Origin of the sequence: Scytonema hofmannii PCC 7110, from assembly GCF_000346485.2 — a bacterium.
Classification (GTDB): Bacteria; Cyanobacteriota; Cyanobacteriia; order Cyanobacteriales; family Nostocaceae; genus Scytonema; species Scytonema hofmannii.
This window is the reverse complement of sequence record NZ_KQ976354.1, coordinates 8,402,564-8,419,950: the sequence shown is the minus strand read 5'-3', so window position 1 is coordinate 8,419,950 and position 17,387 is coordinate 8,402,564. Positions and strand designations below refer to the sequence as shown.

Here is a 17,387-nt window from a genome sequence, read left to right as displayed (position 1 = left end):
TTTGGATTGGGGATTTTGGATTTTGGATTGGGGATTGGGGATACGGAGGATAAAGTAGAATCGTCTTCCTCTACTCCCTACTCCCCACTCCCTACTCCCTATTCTGATTGAATTGGATTATCTTTAGGATTTACCAATCTCAGAAGCTTTTGCTTAATTTGAGCATCATAAACTTCCCATTTCATTTTCGCATAAGCAGAATTCTCATTGCTGCCTGATAAGAAACCCATGGGAATCTCAAATCCACCTGCGCTTGTTCTACCGCCACCAAAAAAGCGCCCGCTACTATCTTTTCCAAAAGCTTCTTTGATAAACTCATCGGGATCGAGGGTTAGCTTGGTTGTTCTGAGGGAACCAATCACAACTTCTAATTCATCATCTTCATCGTGAACGATGCCATAAACTACGGCAGTGTGAACATTTTCTTCCGTAACAAGAAAATCTGCCGCTTGCGGGATGGCATCACGGTCATCGTAGCGCAAGTAACCAACACCTGCAATGGAAAAGTTATTTTGCACAATGCGGTTTTTTAGCGATCGCTCTATAACATCCATCACTCGTTTAGAACGATTCGCTTGCAGTACCGCATTTAGCAGTTGTGCATCATAAAATCTACTCAGATACGCTGCTGCCATAAAATCATCTTCCTGTGCTTGCATCAGTCTATTCGTATCCGATCGCAAGCCATGCATCAAGGCAGTCGCACATTTTACGTGTTGGTTGATACTACTATCTAGCGATAGCAATCCTGCCTGCAGGTACTGTGTAAAAATTGTTGCTGTTGCTCTTACAGAAGGACGAATATCAAGAAATTCTGACTTGATATCGCTTTGCAAACTGTGATGGTCGATAATTGCTACCAATGGAATACCGACCTGCTCTACCACAGGCATTAGCTGAGAAGTTGTTCCTTGGTTATCAATCAGTACAAAACCTTGATAGGATGATGGCAAATCTTTGCCTTTTAGTGTTTGCAACGTCCAACGCTGGGCAGGTAAATTCGTCAGCTTTACCAAAGCGATGTTTTCTTGGTGGCTCAAAGCTCCCGCATAAACAATGTCACACTTGATCTCGTATTGCTGTGCGATGAGCTGGTATGTCCAAGCTGAAGACAAAGCATCCGGATCGGGAAAATCTTGCAAGATGATAAGATGCCGTTCTTGTCTGTGAGCTAGAAGCATGGCACGTAGCTCTTCCGCTTTGCGATCGCTCGCTACATTGTTACGCTGATTTGAAGAATTGCCAGACTCACTAGTCAACGTCGTTGTAATTGAGTGTCGATTGAGCGGAGCTTCAATTGAGTCTTTATCCTCTACCTCTCCATCCTCTGGTATTGAATCTGTTGTCAGTGGAAAATTTTCAAACTGGGTTAGGGAAGAATTAAATTGCATATGTAAGGTCTTTAAGAGTGTGGGGCTCACTGACTTTCGTTAAGAACTACTACAGTTAGTGATTTGCTACTTTAGCCACACATCTACAATCTTCGCAGAATTCTTGGAGACTGGCACTATATCTGTCAGTCTAGATTTTGGGTCAAAGTTTTTTAATCAACTTGATATTATTGGGTTGCTACTAAGACCAAACAATTTTGTCGCCCAAACTTGGCAAATTTATAGCGTACCCTGGTTGCATTTTCGCCAGTCTATGTTATATTAACAAAGTTGCTTGCAAGCTTGCAGAGAATTTCGCAGGCTCTTCTGTCAACTTTAGGGAAACTCACAGACAAACAAAGCTTCACCAAGCTAGGGCAACAGCGCTTTTTACCTGACAATGTACCGCCGTTCTCAGATAGGAACAAGGTTTGTCAGAGTCCAATAACGTATTTTTGCCATTCTTTGTGCAATCCGCTTTTGAGATGTTTGCTGACCTCGAAATAGAGACTGCTGTAAGGTCTTCGGGGATAATGGCGTAACATCATGTGAGCTTCACTTGGTGTACGGTTTCCCTTTTTGACATTACAGCGAACACAGGCTGTCACTATGTTTTCCCAAGTATCGCCGCCCCCACGCGATCGCGGTACAACATGGTCTAGAGTCAAGTCATCCCCCGTGTAACCGCAGTATTGACACGTATGACCATCCCGATGGAGGAGATTCCTTCGAGTGAGAGGAATTTCCTTGTATGGAACGCGCACGTAGTGTCGCAACCGAATAACGGTTGGAAGTGGAAAGCCTGAATAGAGTTGCTTGTTATTGATTTCAACCCGTTCAGCTTTGCCTTTGATCAACAAGACCACAGCTCGCCGCCAGCTCGTGATATTGAGCGGTTCGTAAGAGGCGTTTAGAACTAAAACCTTCCCCATTGATAAGCGCTCAGGCTATTATTTTTACATATATTAACACAAATCTATTCTCACTTTGGTTATGAGGATAAATTATACTTCCTACAAAAGCAGGAATTGGGGAAATAGTCAAGAGTTAGGGAGTAGGGAGTAGGGAGTGGGGATTGGGCATATTGAATTGGGGATTGATTATTAATACTTCTCCCTTGTCCCCCTACTCCCTACTCCCCATTCCCTAATTATTGTTAAACTTTCCGATGAGCGCGAAAAGTTGTGAGTATTGGGAATAATACTTGCAGCCAATAAAGTGGTGTGATAGGAGAGTAAGCAAAAATGCTAAGCCACGAGAAAAACCATCTTACCTTTAATCAGCAGCGTGATAGCTATGCCTGGATGTCCCAACGTGCTTGGGTCGAAATAGATTTGGCGGCGCTGTCCCATAACGTGCGTCAACTGGTAAAGTTACTGTCACCAAGTACCCAACTGATGGCGGTAGTGAAAGCTGACGCCTACGGACATGGAGCGATCGTTGTTGCTCAAACAGCCTTAGAATCAGGCGCGAGTTGGCTTGGAGTTGCGACAGTTCCAGAGGGAATTCAATTAAGAGAAGCGGGTATTGAAGCTCCCATTTTGATTCTAGGCGCAACTCATACGCCAGAACAAATCCAAGCTATTGCCCGTTGGAAACTTCAACCAACACTGACAAGCCCCAAACAAGCTTTAGTCTTTTCTAATACTCTAGAAGATATTAAATATGATTCTCCCCTACCCGTACATATTAAGTTAGATACGGGAATGTCCAGATTGGGAACAAATTGGCAAGAAGCGGCTGAGTTTGTTCAGTTAGTGCAGCGTTTGCCCCATCTTGCTATTAAAAGCATTTATTCTCACCTAGCAACAGCTGATAGCCCAGACCCTACAGTGATGAAACAGCAACAGCAGAGGTTTGAAACTGCGATCGCTCAAATTAGAGCATTGGGGATAGAACCTCCTTGTTTGCATCTAGCAAACTCAGCTGCCACTTTGAGCAATCGATCATCACATTATGACATTGTACGTGCGGGTTTAGCGATTTACGGTCTTTACCCAGCCGTTCATTTAGACTCCAGCATCGATCTGAAGCCCGTCATGCAAGTAAAAGCACGAGTTACCCAAGTAAAAACTATTGCTCCCGGAACTGGCGTCAGCTACAGCCATCATTTTGTAGCACCGCAAGAACTCCGCTTGGCAGTGGTGGGAATTGGTTATGCCGACGGTATACCTCGCAATCTTTCCAACAAAATGCAAGTGTTAATTCGAGGTCAGCGAGTGCCACAAATTGGTGCAATTACAATGGATCAGTTAATGTTGGATATCAGTGCATTACCAGCAGATGTACAAGAAGGTGAAGTTGTGACTTTACTGGGGACAGAAGGAGAAGAAGAAATTTCTGCTGAAGATTGGGCAAAGCAGCTAAACACAATTTCTTGGGAAATTCTCTGTAGCTTCAAGCATCGCTTGCCTCGTGTAACATTGGGTAATAATTAGTGGTTAGTGGTTAGCGGTCACTGGTCACTGGTCACTGGTCACTGGTCACTGGTCACTGGTCACTGGTCACTGGTCACTGGTCACTGGTCACTGGTCACTGGTTAAAACCACTAACCCTTAGATTATTGCCAAAAATAATTTCTTGTGATAACATGAGATATTAATGCGGATGTGGCGGAATTGGCAGACGCGCTAGATTTAGGTTCTAGTACCGTAAGGTGTGAAGGTTCAAGTCCTTTCATCCGCATAATTAAGTTAATAAGTTCCTGAAGCTCGCATAGGCGGGCTTTGTTTGTATAGCTACGATCGCGAACATCGTTAGAGCAAAGGAGATTGGTGAAATAATTCTTTTCCCATACCCCAAGCCCTAAACTTATGTCTTGTCAAATTTGGCTGGTCTTCTACGTGTAATGATAGAGTTTGTTCGTGAAACAATTTGATACCCTGAAGTACCAAATAAAAGCTATCCGGAAGGTTTTTGATATTCATACTGTTAAATTTTATTTCGTATAAACTTCAACTTCACGATTTTCATTCGTGCAGTTAATATCATAGCTGGCAAATGTACCTGAGAGGGTATATAACAGACAGTGGCACTATTCTACGGTGAGGGCATTTTTATGTTAGGTTTACACGTTTTGCAAGTAAAAATACTGACGACAGGGTAAATATCGCCTGAGACTTTATCCTGTCCTAAGAAACCGTATTATACTGAAAGATAAGTACTCAAAATAGCAGGTTCACCCTTGCAAGTCAAAGTCACTCACGTACAGTATTATTTCGGTTGCTGTCACACAGGTTCTCTTTAGGTAGATGAATTCATCTAGTCTTTACACTTTTTTTACTTGCCGTGTAAAAATGTCTGCTAATCTCAGTATCATTAGTAAATTTAATTGCAATTTACGTGTTGACTGAGATTTTTCATCTTAAAAGAAGGGTGCTACCACTGAGTTTTCTACAAGCCTCAAAGTCAAAATTTTGTATTCTTTGCAACAAGAATTCTAGCAAATTCTCTTGACTTGTGGAAAAACTCTGCAACAGATAAGCTCACACCTAATTGAATTTAGCCAAAAACAGCACTCATGAGCACAACTCCTATAGGTAGCTACAAGTTTTTCCAAAAACTGCACCCGCTATCTCTATTAGCACAACTTACCAGTCGCCGTGCTACAGGCTGCTTACAAGTATTCACAGAGTCGGTGTCTTGGTCAATTTATCTAGAGGACGGTAAACTTATTTATGCGTCCTCAGATAAAATGTTCGACCGACTGGAGAATCATGCATCTGGCTTAAGTCAGCAATTTCCTACGCTCAACAGTACAATTATGATGCAGGTACGGCTGATATTTGAAGCAAACGGTGACAATCAATCCATGTCCGTACCAGATTATCAAGCTATTTGCTGGTTAGTTAATGAGGAATATATAACTCCTCCTCAAGCAGCCATATTGATTGATGAAATGGCTAAGGAATTACTGGAGGCATTTCTTGCCATCAAACAAGGGAACTACGAATTCAATGGTGAATCTCCCTTGAATCAAATGCCTAGATTTTGCCGATTGGATTTGCGATTGCTTGTAGAATACTGCCAAAAGCAACTTCGCCATCGACAAAATCCTCAAGCGACGGTTACAGCACAAGTTCATACCCCAGCTTACTATTCAACACCTGTTTCACAACCCCAACTTCAGCCATCACCATCTCAACTGAAACTAGGGGAGCAATTGCAAAACACAAACAATTTTGACAATTCTCATTTCAACGGTAGTAAATACCAACAACAAAATAGTAAAAACACGTACACTGTCGCTTGTATTGACGACAGCCCAACGGTATTAAATTCTATCAAACACTTTTTAGATGAAAGCGCATTTTCAGTGGTGACAATTAACGATCCAGTGAAAGCGCTCATGCAAATACTTCGCAGCAAGCCTGACATTATTTTACTAGATGTTGAGATGCCTAACCTAGATGGTTACGAGCTATGCTCTTTGTTGCGAAGGCATTCGGCTTTTAAAAATACTCCAATAATTATGGTGACTGGCAGAACGGGATTTATAGACCGAGCCAAAGCAAAAATGGTCAGAGCATCAGGATATTTAACAAAGCCTTTTTCCCAGTCAGACTTGCTAAAAATGGTGTTTAAACACATTGGTAGTTAAGTAACAAACAAGATAAATTTAGTCATTTATTTAGGAGATTTAGAAGTGAGCATTACTTTGTTAGGCACAATTTTGATTGTTGAAGATTCTCCCAGTGAATTAGAGTTGATGAGCCATTATCTCAAAGAAAGTGGTTACAACGTTATTAAAGCGAATGGTGCAAAAGAAGCTTTGGAAAAAGCCCACTTACACAACCCGGATGCGATCGTGACAGATGTTGTTATGCCAGGAATGAGTGGTTTTGAACTGTGTCGTTCTTTGAAAAGAAATCCGATAACACAAAAAGTACCAATCGTGATCTGCAGTTCTAAAAACCAGGAGATCGATCGATTATGGGCAATGAGACAAGGAGCTGATGCTTATGTAACAAAACCTTACACTCGCGAGCAGCTCCTCCGGGCTATTAAATCTGTGGCGACTTAATTCTAATGAACAGTTCTAAAATTACTCTTTCGACAAAAGTTACTCAAAATAACTTGGGAGATGGCTATCTCAAGTTTCAGTTAAACAGACAAACATCCGCCGTGTTGCCCATGAGGCACACCCAAGAAGCGATTATAGTGCCTATTGAAGCCATAACATCAATGCCCAATATGCCGGGATGCATATTGGGGTTAATGAATTGGCGAAGTCGGATAGTTTGGGCTATCGATTTGCCAAGAATGTTCAATCTGGAATATCTTGACAATCGGTTGCGACAATACAACGTAATTATTATTCGGGTAGATTCATTACTTTTGGGCTTAGTTGTACAAGAAATACAAGGTACAACTAAGTTTTTGCCGGATGATATACGCTCTCCTGTAGGACAAGTGGCATCCAGTTTGATTCCCTATTTACGCGGGTGTGTTGTTCAACAAAAAGAAATACTACTTGTATTAGATGCACAGGCTATTGTGCAATCTTCTATTCTCCGCAGTGATTAGGGTGTACTACTAAGAAAAACTGTTTCTGCGTCATGTTTATTCACTACCTCAGGAGAATTTGCTATGTTTAATAAAACTAATGATGCTAAAAATAGCCTTGATGCTGAAAAAAATGGAGTATCTAATAATTCTTCAAAAACCAAAAATAGCGATTTTGTAGAACTAGATAAAGAGCGAAATACTGAGTTAACTGTTGATTCTAGCCTAAATCGGTTATCAGCACCGTTGAAGCGGTTGAGTTTGGGAACTAAAGCTACATTACTGGCGATCGCAATTGGAACACTTCCAGTATTAGCAATTGGCGCATTAGCTTATCACGTAGCTAATATGGCAACAAGTAGTAAAGTTTCAGAAATTCAACAATCAGAAGTCAACGATATGGCAGATAAAGTCAACCGCTTTATGTTAGAGCGGTATACTGATATGCAAGTCTTATCAACTATGCCAATTCTGACAAACGCTAAACTGAGGGATTCGCTATCTCCTAGAGAAAAACAAGTTTTATTAGACAAATATATAGAGAGTTATAAAGTTTATGACAGCATTGCGATCCTTAACTTAAGTGGGGATGCGCTCGCAAAATCTCGAGGAAATTCTGTAACTAGTCAAGATAACAAGAAACATTTTGAGGCAGCAAAGCAAAAAGAAAGTACTTACATCAGTCAGCCTGAAGTCTCAAAAGAGACGGGGAATAGTAACATTATTATTGCAACGCCAATTAAGGATTCTACCACAGGGAAAGTTTCATCTGTGGTCATAGCTAGTATGCCCGTAAATTCTCTAGACGATCTCCTGAAAAACTATGGAGTAGGGCATAAATACTATTTGACTGATGCAAACGGAAAATTATTTTTGCCTGCTGACAAAACTTATAGAGGTAGAGATGTTAAAGCAGAGTTTCCTGGTTTAAGTCAACGTCAAGCAGAAAAAAAAGAAAATACTTTTACCACAGTTAATAAAATTGAGGGTAAAGAACAACTCGTCAGTTACACATCCAAAATCCAAGAAGGATTGCCCGATTTGCAATGGCAAGCCATTTTGACGACAGATGCGGGAATTGCATTTGCACCTCAAAGACAATTGGGGTTGACAATTATCTTGGGAATGGGATTGGCTGCACTCGTTGTCGCTGCGATCGCAGTCTTATTGGCAAAACGAGTCACAGAACCAATTGTGAAAGCAACAAATGCGATCGCCAAACTCGGACAAGGAGATTTAGGCACCCGTTTGGATGTAGAGTCAGAAGACGAGTTAGGTGTTTTAAACGCCAATATCAACCAAATGGCATCTCAGTTACAGACGTTGGTTAAACAACAAGAACTGGACACTGAAAGAGCAAAATCACTAGCAGAAATTACCCTCCGAACCCGTAGAAGCCTCAACATGGAGGATATCTACAAAACAGCAGTCAGAGAAGTTCGTCAGGCAATCAAAACAGATAGAGTTTTGATCTATCATTTCAATCCAGAAACCCTAGATGGAGATGTGGTTGCTGAATCCGTAACTGCTGGGTTGCCAAGAATGTTAGGCGTACAAATTGACGATCCCTGTTTTAGAGAACGCCATGTAGAAACATACAAAGATGGTAGGGTTCGGGCAATATCCAATATATATCAAGACTCAAATCTCAGCAACGCCCAATGCTACGTTAAAATGTTGGAAAAATTTGCTGTCAAAGCAAATTTAGTCGCACCAGTGATTAGCGACGGACAACTTATTGCTTTAATGATTGCTCATCATTGTGATAGCCCCCGTATTTGGCTGCAATCAGAAATTGAGTTATTTAAGCAAATTGCCATTCAAGTAGGCTATGCCTTAGAACAAGCATTGCTTTTAGAAGAAGTCGAAAAAGCAAGATCCATTGCCGAAAGATCCTCAGAAGATGAGCGTCGGCAAAAAGAAGCTTTGCAAATGCAACTCCTAGAACTCTTAAGCGAAGTTGAAGGAGCAGCAAGTGGCGATTTAACAGTACGTGCGGAAGTGACAGCTGGAGAAATTGGCACCGTTGCTGACTTCTTTAACTCCATTGTGGAAAGCTTGCGGGACATTGTTACCCAAGTTAAACAAGCAGCTATCCAAGTTAACCAAGCCATTGGGCAAAACGAAGGTTCGATTCGTCACCTTGCAGAGGAAGCACTTGCCCAAGCCTCAGAAATCAACCGCTCCCTTGATGCTGTTGATAACATGACCCACTCAATTCAAGCAGTTGCAGCAAGCGCCCAGCAAGCAGCCATAGTTGCCAACACAGCTGCCAACACGGCGAAAAAGAGCGGGATCGCAATGGATATGACAGTGCAAAACATTTTGCACCTGCGTGAAACTGTTGGCGAAACAGCCAAGAAAGTGAAACGATTGGGAGAATCAACACAACAAATCTCCCGTGTGGTAGCTTTGATCAATCAGATTTCCATGCAAACCAACTTACTTGCCATCAACGCCGGTATTGAAGCGGCGCGGGCGGGAGAAGAAGGACAGGGTTTTGCGGTTGTAGCTGAGGAGGTAGGAGAATTAGCAGCCCGGAGTGCAGCGGCGACAAAAGAGATAGAGCAAATTGTTGAAAATATTCAACGCGAAACAACGGAAGTGGTGCAGGCGATGGAACTGGGAACAACCCAGGTTGTAGAAGGTACACGCATTGTCGAAGACGCCAAGCAAAATCTAACTCAAATTTTAGATATTTCGCGGCAAATCGATTTGTTGGTGCAGTCAATTTCTCAAGCAACAACCTCTCAAGTGGAAACATCACAAACAGTCAGTCAGTTGATGAGAGAAATTGCCTCCTCCTCGCAACGCACTAGTGATTCTTCACGTCAAGTTTCGGATTCTCTGCAACAAACTGTGGAGATTTCGCAACAGTTGCAAGCAACTGTTGGTACCTTCAAAGTAGATTAATGTAGCCATTAGCCATTAGCCGTTAGCTATTAGCCCTATGTCACAAGACAAAGAATTAGAAATCCAGATGCAATTTCTGGAGGAAGCGAATGATTATCTCAATACCTTGGAAGGGGTGTTGCTGGAAATCAACTCCAGCAATCGCATTTCTCCAGAAAAAATTAATGCTGCACTGAGAGCCGCCCATTCTATCAAAGGCGGTGCTGGCATGATGGGATTTCGCTCTCTCAGCGATCTGGCTCACCGTTTAGAAGATTCATTTAAAGTTTTAAAAACTAGGAAAAATTCTTTAGAAATAGATACTGAGTTGCAAAGTCTACTGCTATCTGGAGTAGACTGGCTGCGTCAGATAGTAGAATTGCTATCGGAAGGCGGGGAAATAGACGAGCAGTGGTTGGGTACTTTTTGTTACCCAGTTTTTGATGAGTTGCATCAACGTTTGGGCGATCCTACTCCCGAAGATGCAGCAACTATGCTGTCTCCAGAAGACGGGCAAGATATCGTACCTTTGCTGTTTGAAACGGAAGTGGAAGGGTGTTTGCAGCGCCTTGAAGCAGTATTGGCAGATGGCGAACAGCCATGTCTGAAAGAAGAAGTGGCTATTATGGCAGCTGAGTTGGGTGGGTTGGGCGAAATGCTCCAACTGTCAGCTTTTTCTCAGTTGTGTATGTCAATTGCAACTTATATAGAAACTGCAGAACCTTCCCAGGTGGAAACAGTTGCTCGCTCAGCATTGGAAGCATGGCGGCGATCGCAAGCTTTAGTACTGACAAATCAACTGGAGAGCTTGCCAGCAGAATTACAGATTGGTGAAGTAGCATATGATACAGTAGATTATACTCCAACAGAACTCCTAGAAGTAGAACCAGCCCCAGTTCCCGAAGTAGAACCAGAATTTATAGAAGCAGGAGTTCTGCAACCAGAAGAGACAGAAGAATCCTGGCTGGATCGAGAAATCATTGCAGCCGATTTTGAAGCTTTGGAAGCAGCTTTTGCTGAAGAAAGCAACGCTCAAGTTGAAGAACCAGAACCAGAGCCAGCTACAGTATCTTCTAGAGAAATTCCGACATCAAGTTATAACCGCAAAGCCGAGCAAACTACAGGTAGTCATAAGAGCGAAACTCCCGAAAATACAGTCCGAGTCCCCAGCAGACAACTCGAACAAATTAACGATCTATTTGGAGAACTGATTATTCAGCGCAACGGGATGAATTTGCAACTCGAAAGATTACGCAAACTCATTCGCAGTTTGAACCAACGAGTCCAAGTTTTGGAACGAGAAAACCAACAGCTCCGCACAGCTTACGACAAAATATCCACTCAAGGTGTAATGCCATCTGGGACTCCATTAAGAGCACTAGCACCAGCCGAGCAACCAGAAGAACTTCCACCCCCAGTTTCAGAGAATGGCGATCGAGCAAATGGAGTGGAAGGGGAATTTGATTCCCTGGAAATGGACAGCTACAACGAACTCAACTTGCTGTCCCAGGAAGTGATGGAAACGATCGTGCAAGTGCAAGAAGTCACAACTGACATTCAGCTGAGCATTGACGATACAGACCAATTTGCCCGCAAGCTTACCAAAACATCCAAGCAACTGCAAAGAAAGCTCACGCAAATCAGGATGCGCCCGCTATCTGATGTTGTGGATCGCTTTCCTAGAGCCTTGCGCGACTTGTGCGTAGAATACGGCAAAAATGTACAGTTGAAAATTGAAGGTGCTAACACCTTAATCGAAAGAAGCATATTGGAGGCTTTGAATGAGCCTTTGATGCACTTAGTCCGGAATGCTTTTGACCACGGAATTGAAGATCCAGCAACACGTCGTGCTTCTGGTAAGACAGAACAAGGGTTCATAGAAATTACAGCAAACCACCTGGGAAATCGTACCATTATTTCGCTTCGAGATGATGGGCGTGGGATTTCACTCGATAAAATCCGGACTCGGGCGATCGAGATGGGATTAGAACCAACTTTATTAGCGCAAGCAACTGACGAAGAACTGCTATCGCTGATTTTTGAGCCAGGATTTAGCACTTCTGACCAGGTAACAACTCTATCTGGTCGTGGTGTTGGTATGGATGTTGTGCGTAACAACCTCAAGCAAATCCGAGGTGATGTCAAAGTTGATACGAAGCTGGGAATTGGAACCACATTCACGCTCTCCGTACCATTTACACTCTCAGTCGCACGAGTTCTGCTTATCGAAAGCAATCGCATGCTCTTGGCATTCCCCACAGATGTGGTTTCCGAGATATTCCTGCTTAACGAAGAGCATATCTTCCCAATGGCCATCGGAGAAGTCCTCAATTGGCAAGGTACTATGCTTTCGTTGGTTCGTTTGGGTCGTCACTTAGAGTTTAATTGTCCCCGTTATGACAATCCAACCTTAGAGACTCCACCAGCAATTAATGCTTCCAGCATCCTGATTGTTAATCAGGGAAATCAGCCAGTCGCAGTGCAAGTCGATCGTTGTTGGGGCGAGCAAGAAGTTGCTATCCGTCGGGTAGAAGGGAATATTGCTTTACCAAGTGGTTTTAGTAACTGTACAATTTTAGGTGATGGTCGCGTTGTACCGTTGGTTAATGCTAACGAAATGCTTTATTGGATTGCGACGAATGAGCGCGTACCTAGAACTAATCAACTTCCATCCTCTAAGTTAAAGACGGTTTTCTTAACACCAGCTGATGAAAAACAAGCGTCCCTTCCTGGAAATCATAAAGGCACTATTTTGATTGTAGATGACTCAATTAATGTGCGGCGCTTTTTAGCGTTGACTTTGGAGAAGGGAGGGTATCAAGTCGAACAAGCTAAAGATGGTCAAGACGCTTTGGAAAAACTTCAGAGTGGTTTGAAAGTTCAGGCTGTGATTTGTGATATCGAAATGCCTCGCATTGATGGTTATGGATTTTTGGGTCGAGTGAAATCAAATACTGATTTTAGAGATATACCAATTGCTATGCTGACTTCTCGCAGTAGTGATAAACATCGCCAATTAGCTATGCAGTTGGGTGCGCGGGCTTATTTTTCTAAGCCTTACAATGAACAGGAGTTGTTGAGGACTTTGGATGATATCATTTTTCCTTTCGCAGGTGCTGCTAAGTGAGAATTATAAATTTATTTATGAACCGCAGATGAACGCCGATGGACGCAGATAATTTATCTTGGGTATTTTTTTATTCTGTAGATGAAGAAATTCATGACTCTACCGAATATTTTTGATTTTGATACTAAGTTTTAGTTTAATTACTCCCTTTTGTAGAGCCTGCATATGCAGGCTTTTTTCTTATACAGCAGTTTTCCAGGTCTAGAACCACACTATGCTCTTGTGGTACGGGCGTCCTCGCCCGTACACAGATAAAAGAGGGCGGGCGAGGACGCCCACCTCACAATAATTATTCTTCAGCCTCCCAATCCTCTATCTGTAACCCCTCTACATGGCTAAACTCATCTACATTATGAGTCAGTGAACTGCGCCGGTTAATGTATCCAATACAAGTGTTAGTATCAAATAAATAAATCATCCCAGTTCCTTTCCTGTGCTTCTCCTTAAGGTTCTCGAACTAAAGGTTCACCTTCCCAAGCACTAAATGTATTCTCAAAGAAACCAGGTTTCCATCCTAATTCTTGTGGTGTTTTAGTTTTACTTTCCGCCTCTAAAGGTTGATAGATAACCATAACTTCAGGAGTGCGATCGCTAATGTCAAAACAGGAGCAGGGTAATTCTTCTGGTAGTGTCGGCGATCGCATCCGCGACGACGTAATTTGTGGAAAGCAATGAGTGACTTGGGATTATGGTGATATTGCTAAAATTATGTTGTTAATTCGACAGAGCACTGGATAATGACACAAATTACATTTAATGTTGAAGCATTTTGGGATAAAGATGCAGAGGTTTGGGTTGCAACGAGTGACGATGTGCCGGGATTGGTAACGGAAGCATCTACGATTGAGATTTTAACGCAAAAGCTTCGAGAAATGCTCCCAGAACTTATTATTCTTAACTCAATTTTACCTTCTGACTATGTAGGTTCTATTGCTTTTGAATTAATCAGTCACCGACAAGAGTTAATTGAGGTAGCTTCTTAAATGAGTGGGTCGTTTACCCCTGAATTGAAAAAAATTCTTTTAGAAGCGGGTTGTTACTTTGAACGGTAAGGTAAAGGGGATCATGAAATCTGGTACAGCCCGATCGCACAGCGTCGGTTTGTAGTCGATAGTTCTATTAAGTCGCGTCATACAGCTAATGCTGTCTTGAAACAAGCTGGATTGCCCAAAGCTTTTTAGCTCACATTATTCAAGCACTTTGAAAATAGTATCCGTAAAAACCCTGATCTAGACAAAAGTCTCCTGCCACTTTTTCCGTAATTTTAACGTGGCGAAGATCGCGTTATTTACATTTAATATTATAAAGATATTGTAAATTCCTAGCAGCAATAAACACTGTTTTATCTTCACAAGGTCTTCACGATTTATTGCAATAATTCGTATTTAGTTAGGTAATACCAATTTGAAAAAAAATGCGGTTGATGGTTGAGTGAGATGAAATCTAGGCAAGACTTTCTCAATCCAAAATCCAAAATCTAAAATGGTATAAAGTCTATCCTGTGAAGGAAACACATTTTTTTCTTGCATTTACCAAATCTGGGTGTTTTGTTTATGCTTAATAATAAAGTTAATATTTCCAGCTTACAAGGTTCTCAATCTAGATTACGTATTAAGAAATCTCAACTCGTTAAAGTAGAGTGGCAAAAAAACAAAACATCTTTAATACAACGTTTTTATAACCTTCCTATTAGTAGCAAACAATTTATTGGTGTGATTACTTGTGAATTAGTCTCTGTTGTAGGTATAGGTGTTGTCAGCATATTAATTATTAATCAAGGGTTGCAAACTCAATTATTGGAACAAGCTAAGTCAGAATTAGCAGTTACAAATGCAAATTACGACACTCAAGTCAATCAAAACAGTTCTGTCTTTCGAGAAAAAGCAGTTAATTATACAATAATTAATGCCGTGATCGCACACAATGGCAAGTCTTTAAGTCCAAGTTTACAAGAGAATGCTAAAAAAATTCTTGAAGAGGAAGCCCGTAATAGAAAAATAGAGTATGCCACTCTAGTAGGTAGAGATTTCAAAATTATCGCCAATGTTAACTATGACCGTCAAGGAGAAATTTTTAATCCCAACAATCTAGTCAGTGAAGCTATAGAAAAATCTCAACAAATAACAGCGAATAGCATTATTACATGGTCGGAATTGAGTCAAGAGTTACCTTCTTTACCAGAGGGGTTTAAACAGCAAGATACTCTGATTCGTTACACGGTTACACCTGTGAAAGATGAGAAAACACAAACAGTAGTTGGTGCTTTAGTATCCGGAGAAATTTTGAGTGGGAAAGATGCGATCGCTAAAAAGACTGTGGAAACTATTGGCAGTAGCTACAGTGCTGTTTACTTCCGTAAGCTAAATGGGGAGTTTGCTCTAGCGACATCTTTATATCAAGATAACTTAGATCGCTCCAAGCACAATCTTCCTTTACCTAAAAAAGCTTTATCTTTACTCAATACAGCAACTAAGAATTCCGCAGGAAAAACAGTCACTCAACGTCTAGTTTTGGGTAACAAAACTTATGCAATAGCAGCCAAAGCTATTCCTAATAAAATAATTGAAAGTAGCAATCAAATTGTTTCTGGCGAAGAACCTGTCGCTATTTTGGTGCGAGGCACTCCAGAAACAGCTTTGAATGATTTATTAAGATACAGATGGCAAGGACAAGCACTGGCTATTTTTATCGGCTTGTTGCTCATCTCTCTTTGGACATTGATTCTCGAACGGGCAATTATCAGACCAATAAAAAACCTGCAACAAACAGCGCAAAAATTTACAGCAGGTCAATCATCCTCGCGATCGCATATTTTTTCTACTGATGAAATCGGGCAATTAGCTGTGAGTTTTAACTCAATGGCAGACAGCCTTGCAGAACACAATCAACGTCGAGAAAATCAAGCAAAACTGGAATTTCACCTCAACAATATCACGACTCGCATCAGAGAAACCTTAAATCCTGAAACAGTCTTGAAGACGTTAGTATCTACAACCAAAGAAGCCATACAAGCAGATAGAGTCGTTTTTTCTCGTTTAGATGAGAACTTGCAAGGTAAGATTGTCGCCGAGTCTGTCAGTGATTCTTTATCAGCAGCAATAGGAACGCGTGTTGTTAAACCTTACCAAATTCAAGAAGAATTTAAAGAATATGAAATAGGTCGTGTCAAAGCAGTTGATAATATTCAAGAAGTCTCTTTAAGCCAGTCTTGCTTAGAGCAACTAAAAGCGCTAGCTGTCAAAGCATATCTCATATCACCCATATATGTGAACAAGCAACTATACGGCTTGTTAGTCGCTCATCAATGCTCTACTCCTCGCAACTGGCAAGTTGTAGAAATTGACTTATTTAGACAAGTTGCTGTTCAAGCAGGTTACGCTCTAGAGCAAGCAGAACTTATCCAACAAATAGAACGCGGTTTTGCCATAGCTTCCCCCGAAGAACAGCAACACAAGGACACTCTGCAAGCTCAACTCTCAGAACTAATAGATAATATTGAGTGTGCAGCGCGTGGAGACTTAACAGTACGTGCTGAAGTGACGGTGGGAGAAATTGGTACTGTTGCTGACTTTTTCAACTCCATCGTTGAAAGTTTGCGAGATATTGTAACTAAAGTCAAAGAATCAGCATTGCAAGTGAATCAGGCGATTGGCTCAAATGAAGGAGCAGTGCGTCATCTCGCTGAAGAAGCGCTTGCTCAAGCAACAGAAATTCACCAGACTCTTAATGCAGTTGATAACATGACCCAATCGATTCAAGCAGTTGCAGCCAACGCCGAACAAGCAACCACAGTAGCCCATGATGCTGCTCATACCGTCACAAAAAGTGGGCGGGCTATGGATATGACAGTGCAACAGATCCTGCGTTTGCGCGAGACAATCAGCGACACTTCTAAAAAAGTCAGGAGATTGGGAGAGTCAACACAACATATTTCCCGTGTAGTCGCTTTGATTAACCAGATTTCCACCCAAACCAACCTGATTGCTATCAATGCTGGAATAGAAGCATCACGTGCGGGTGAAGAAGGTCAGGGTTTTGCGATCGTCGCTGAGGAAGTAGGAGAATTAGCAGCCCAGACTGTGGTAGCCACCAGAGAAATTGAACAGATAGTTGAGAGTATTCAACTGGAAACAACAGACGTTGTTCAAGCAATGGAGTTGGGAACAACTCAAGTTATGGATGGTACGCGCATTGTGGATGATGCTAAGCAAAATCTCAACCAAATCCTAGAAATTTCTCGGCAAATCGATTTGTTAGTGCGATCGATTTCTGAAGCCACAGCCTCCCAGGTGGAAACATCTCAAGTTGTGAGTCAATTGATGAAAGCTATTGCTGCAACTTCGCAACGCACGAGTGATTCTTCACGTCAAGTTTCCAATTCTTTTGCTCAAACTCTACAGATTGCTAAAGAGTTACAGCAAGTTGTTGGGACATTTCAGGTGAAGTGATATGATTTTAGATTTTAGATTTTGGATTTTGGATTGAGTGCCAAA

At 41.7% G+C, this 17,387-nt stretch carries 11 protein-coding genes and 1 tRNA gene; 9 read left to right on the top strand and 3 right to left on the bottom strand.

All coding sequences use genetic code 11. From position 1 onward, the window contains the following. Positions 1-98: 98 nt before the first annotated feature. Positions 99-1,391, bottom strand: coding sequence for a DHH family phosphoesterase (locus WA1_RS35605; RefSeq protein WP_017745858.1), 1,293 nt, complete (start codon positions 1,389-1,391; stop codon positions 99-101). A 413-nt stretch (positions 1,392-1,804) separates the two neighbouring features. Beyond that, on the bottom strand, positions 1,805-2,302 hold the full coding sequence (locus WA1_RS35600; RefSeq protein ID WP_017745859.1) for an HNH endonuclease: 498 nt from the start codon (positions 2,300-2,302) through the stop codon (positions 1,805-1,807). A 312-nt stretch (positions 2,303-2,614) separates the two neighbouring features. On the opposite strand from WA1_RS35600, the gene alr reads away from it, so the two are divergent. The 7 genes from alr (at position 2,615) to WA1_RS35565 (ending at position 12,894) form a co-directional block, all read left to right on the top strand. Then, complete coding sequence (alr, locus tag WA1_RS35595; protein WP_017745860.1) at positions 2,615-3,808, top strand: alanine racemase; 1,194 nt, start codon at positions 2,615-2,617, stop codon at positions 3,806-3,808. Between the two features lie 165 nt (positions 3,809-3,973). Continuing rightward, positions 3,974-4,055: transfer RNA gene (locus WA1_RS35590), tRNA-Leu, on the top strand. A gap of 835 nt (positions 4,056-4,890) precedes the next feature. Next, positions 4,891-5,970: a response regulator gene (locus WA1_RS35585; RefSeq protein WP_017745862.1), complete on the top strand. Its 1,080-nt coding sequence runs from the start codon at positions 4,891-4,893 to the stop codon at positions 5,968-5,970. A 45-nt stretch (positions 5,971-6,015) separates the two neighbouring features. Continuing rightward, the gene (locus WA1_RS35580; protein WP_017745863.1) at positions 6,016-6,393 is read left to right on the top strand and encodes a response regulator; all 378 of its coding nucleotides are present in this window, start codon (positions 6,016-6,018) and stop codon (positions 6,391-6,393) included. A gap of 5 nt (positions 6,394-6,398) precedes the next feature. Further along, positions 6,399-6,896 carry a chemotaxis protein CheW gene (locus WA1_RS35575; RefSeq protein WP_017745864.1) on the top strand — a complete coding sequence of 166 codons (498 nt, stop codon included), beginning with the start codon at positions 6,399-6,401 and terminating at the stop codon, positions 6,894-6,896. 63 nt (positions 6,897-6,959) lie between these two features. Beyond that, on the top strand, positions 6,960-9,788 hold the full coding sequence (locus WA1_RS35570; protein WP_017745865.1) for a methyl-accepting chemotaxis protein: 2,829 nt from the start codon (positions 6,960-6,962) through the stop codon (positions 9,786-9,788). 37 nt (positions 9,789-9,825) lie between these two features. Continuing rightward, a complete protein-coding gene (locus WA1_RS35565) occupies positions 9,826-12,894 on the top strand; it encodes a hybrid sensor histidine kinase/response regulator (RefSeq protein WP_017745866.1) in 3,069 nt (1,022 codons plus the stop codon). A gap of 443 nt (positions 12,895-13,337) precedes the next feature. Here the strand turns inward: WA1_RS35565 and WA1_RS35560 are convergent, their stop codons facing one another. Continuing rightward, on the bottom strand, positions 13,338-13,538 hold the full coding sequence (locus WA1_RS35560; protein ID WP_017745868.1) for a hypothetical protein: 201 nt from the start codon (positions 13,536-13,538) through the stop codon (positions 13,338-13,340). 93 nt (positions 13,539-13,631) lie between these two features. Here WA1_RS35560 and WA1_RS35555 point away from each other — a divergent pair, with 93 nt between their 5' ends. After that, positions 13,632-13,877 carry a DUF1902 domain-containing protein gene (locus WA1_RS35555; RefSeq protein ID WP_017745869.1) on the top strand — a complete coding sequence of 82 codons (246 nt, stop codon included), beginning with the start codon at positions 13,632-13,634 and terminating at the stop codon, positions 13,875-13,877. A 570-nt stretch (positions 13,878-14,447) separates the two neighbouring features. After that, complete coding sequence (locus tag WA1_RS35550) at positions 14,448-17,342, top strand: methyl-accepting chemotaxis protein (protein WP_148662838.1); 2,895 nt, start codon at positions 14,448-14,450, stop codon at positions 17,340-17,342. The last annotated feature ends 45 nt before the right edge of the window (positions 17,343-17,387 follow it).

Bases quoted from the DNA above. Each gene is read 5' to 3' on its own strand.
- WA1_RS35560 (WP_017745868.1), bottom strand. From the start codon at position 13,538: ATGCGATCGCCGACACTACCAGAAGAATTACCCTGCTCCTGTTTTGAC.
- WA1_RS35570 (WP_017745865.1), top strand. From the start codon at position 6,960: ATGTTTAATAAAACTAATGATGCTAAAAATAGCCTTGATGCTGAAAAA.
- alr (WP_017745860.1), top strand. From the start codon at position 2,615: ATGCTAAGCCACGAGAAAAACCATCTTACCTTTAATCAGCAGCGTGAT.
- WA1_RS35585 (WP_017745862.1), top strand. From the start codon at position 4,891: ATGAGCACAACTCCTATAGGTAGCTACAAGTTTTTCCAAAAACTGCAC.
- WA1_RS35605 (WP_017745858.1), bottom strand. From the start codon at position 1,391: ATGCAATTTAATTCTTCCCTAACCCAGTTTGAAAATTTTCCACTGACA.
- WA1_RS35565 (WP_017745866.1), top strand. From the start codon at position 9,826: ATGTCACAAGACAAAGAATTAGAAATCCAGATGCAATTTCTGGAGGAA.
- WA1_RS35575 (WP_017745864.1), top strand. From the start codon at position 6,399: ATGAACAGTTCTAAAATTACTCTTTCGACAAAAGTTACTCAAAATAAC.
- WA1_RS35550 (WP_148662838.1), top strand. From the start codon at position 14,448: ATGCTTAATAATAAAGTTAATATTTCCAGCTTACAAGGTTCTCAATCT.
- WA1_RS35555 (WP_017745869.1), top strand. From the start codon at position 13,632: ATGACACAAATTACATTTAATGTTGAAGCATTTTGGGATAAAGATGCA.
- WA1_RS35600 (WP_017745859.1), bottom strand. From the start codon at position 2,302: ATGGGGAAGGTTTTAGTTCTAAACGCCTCTTACGAACCGCTCAATATC.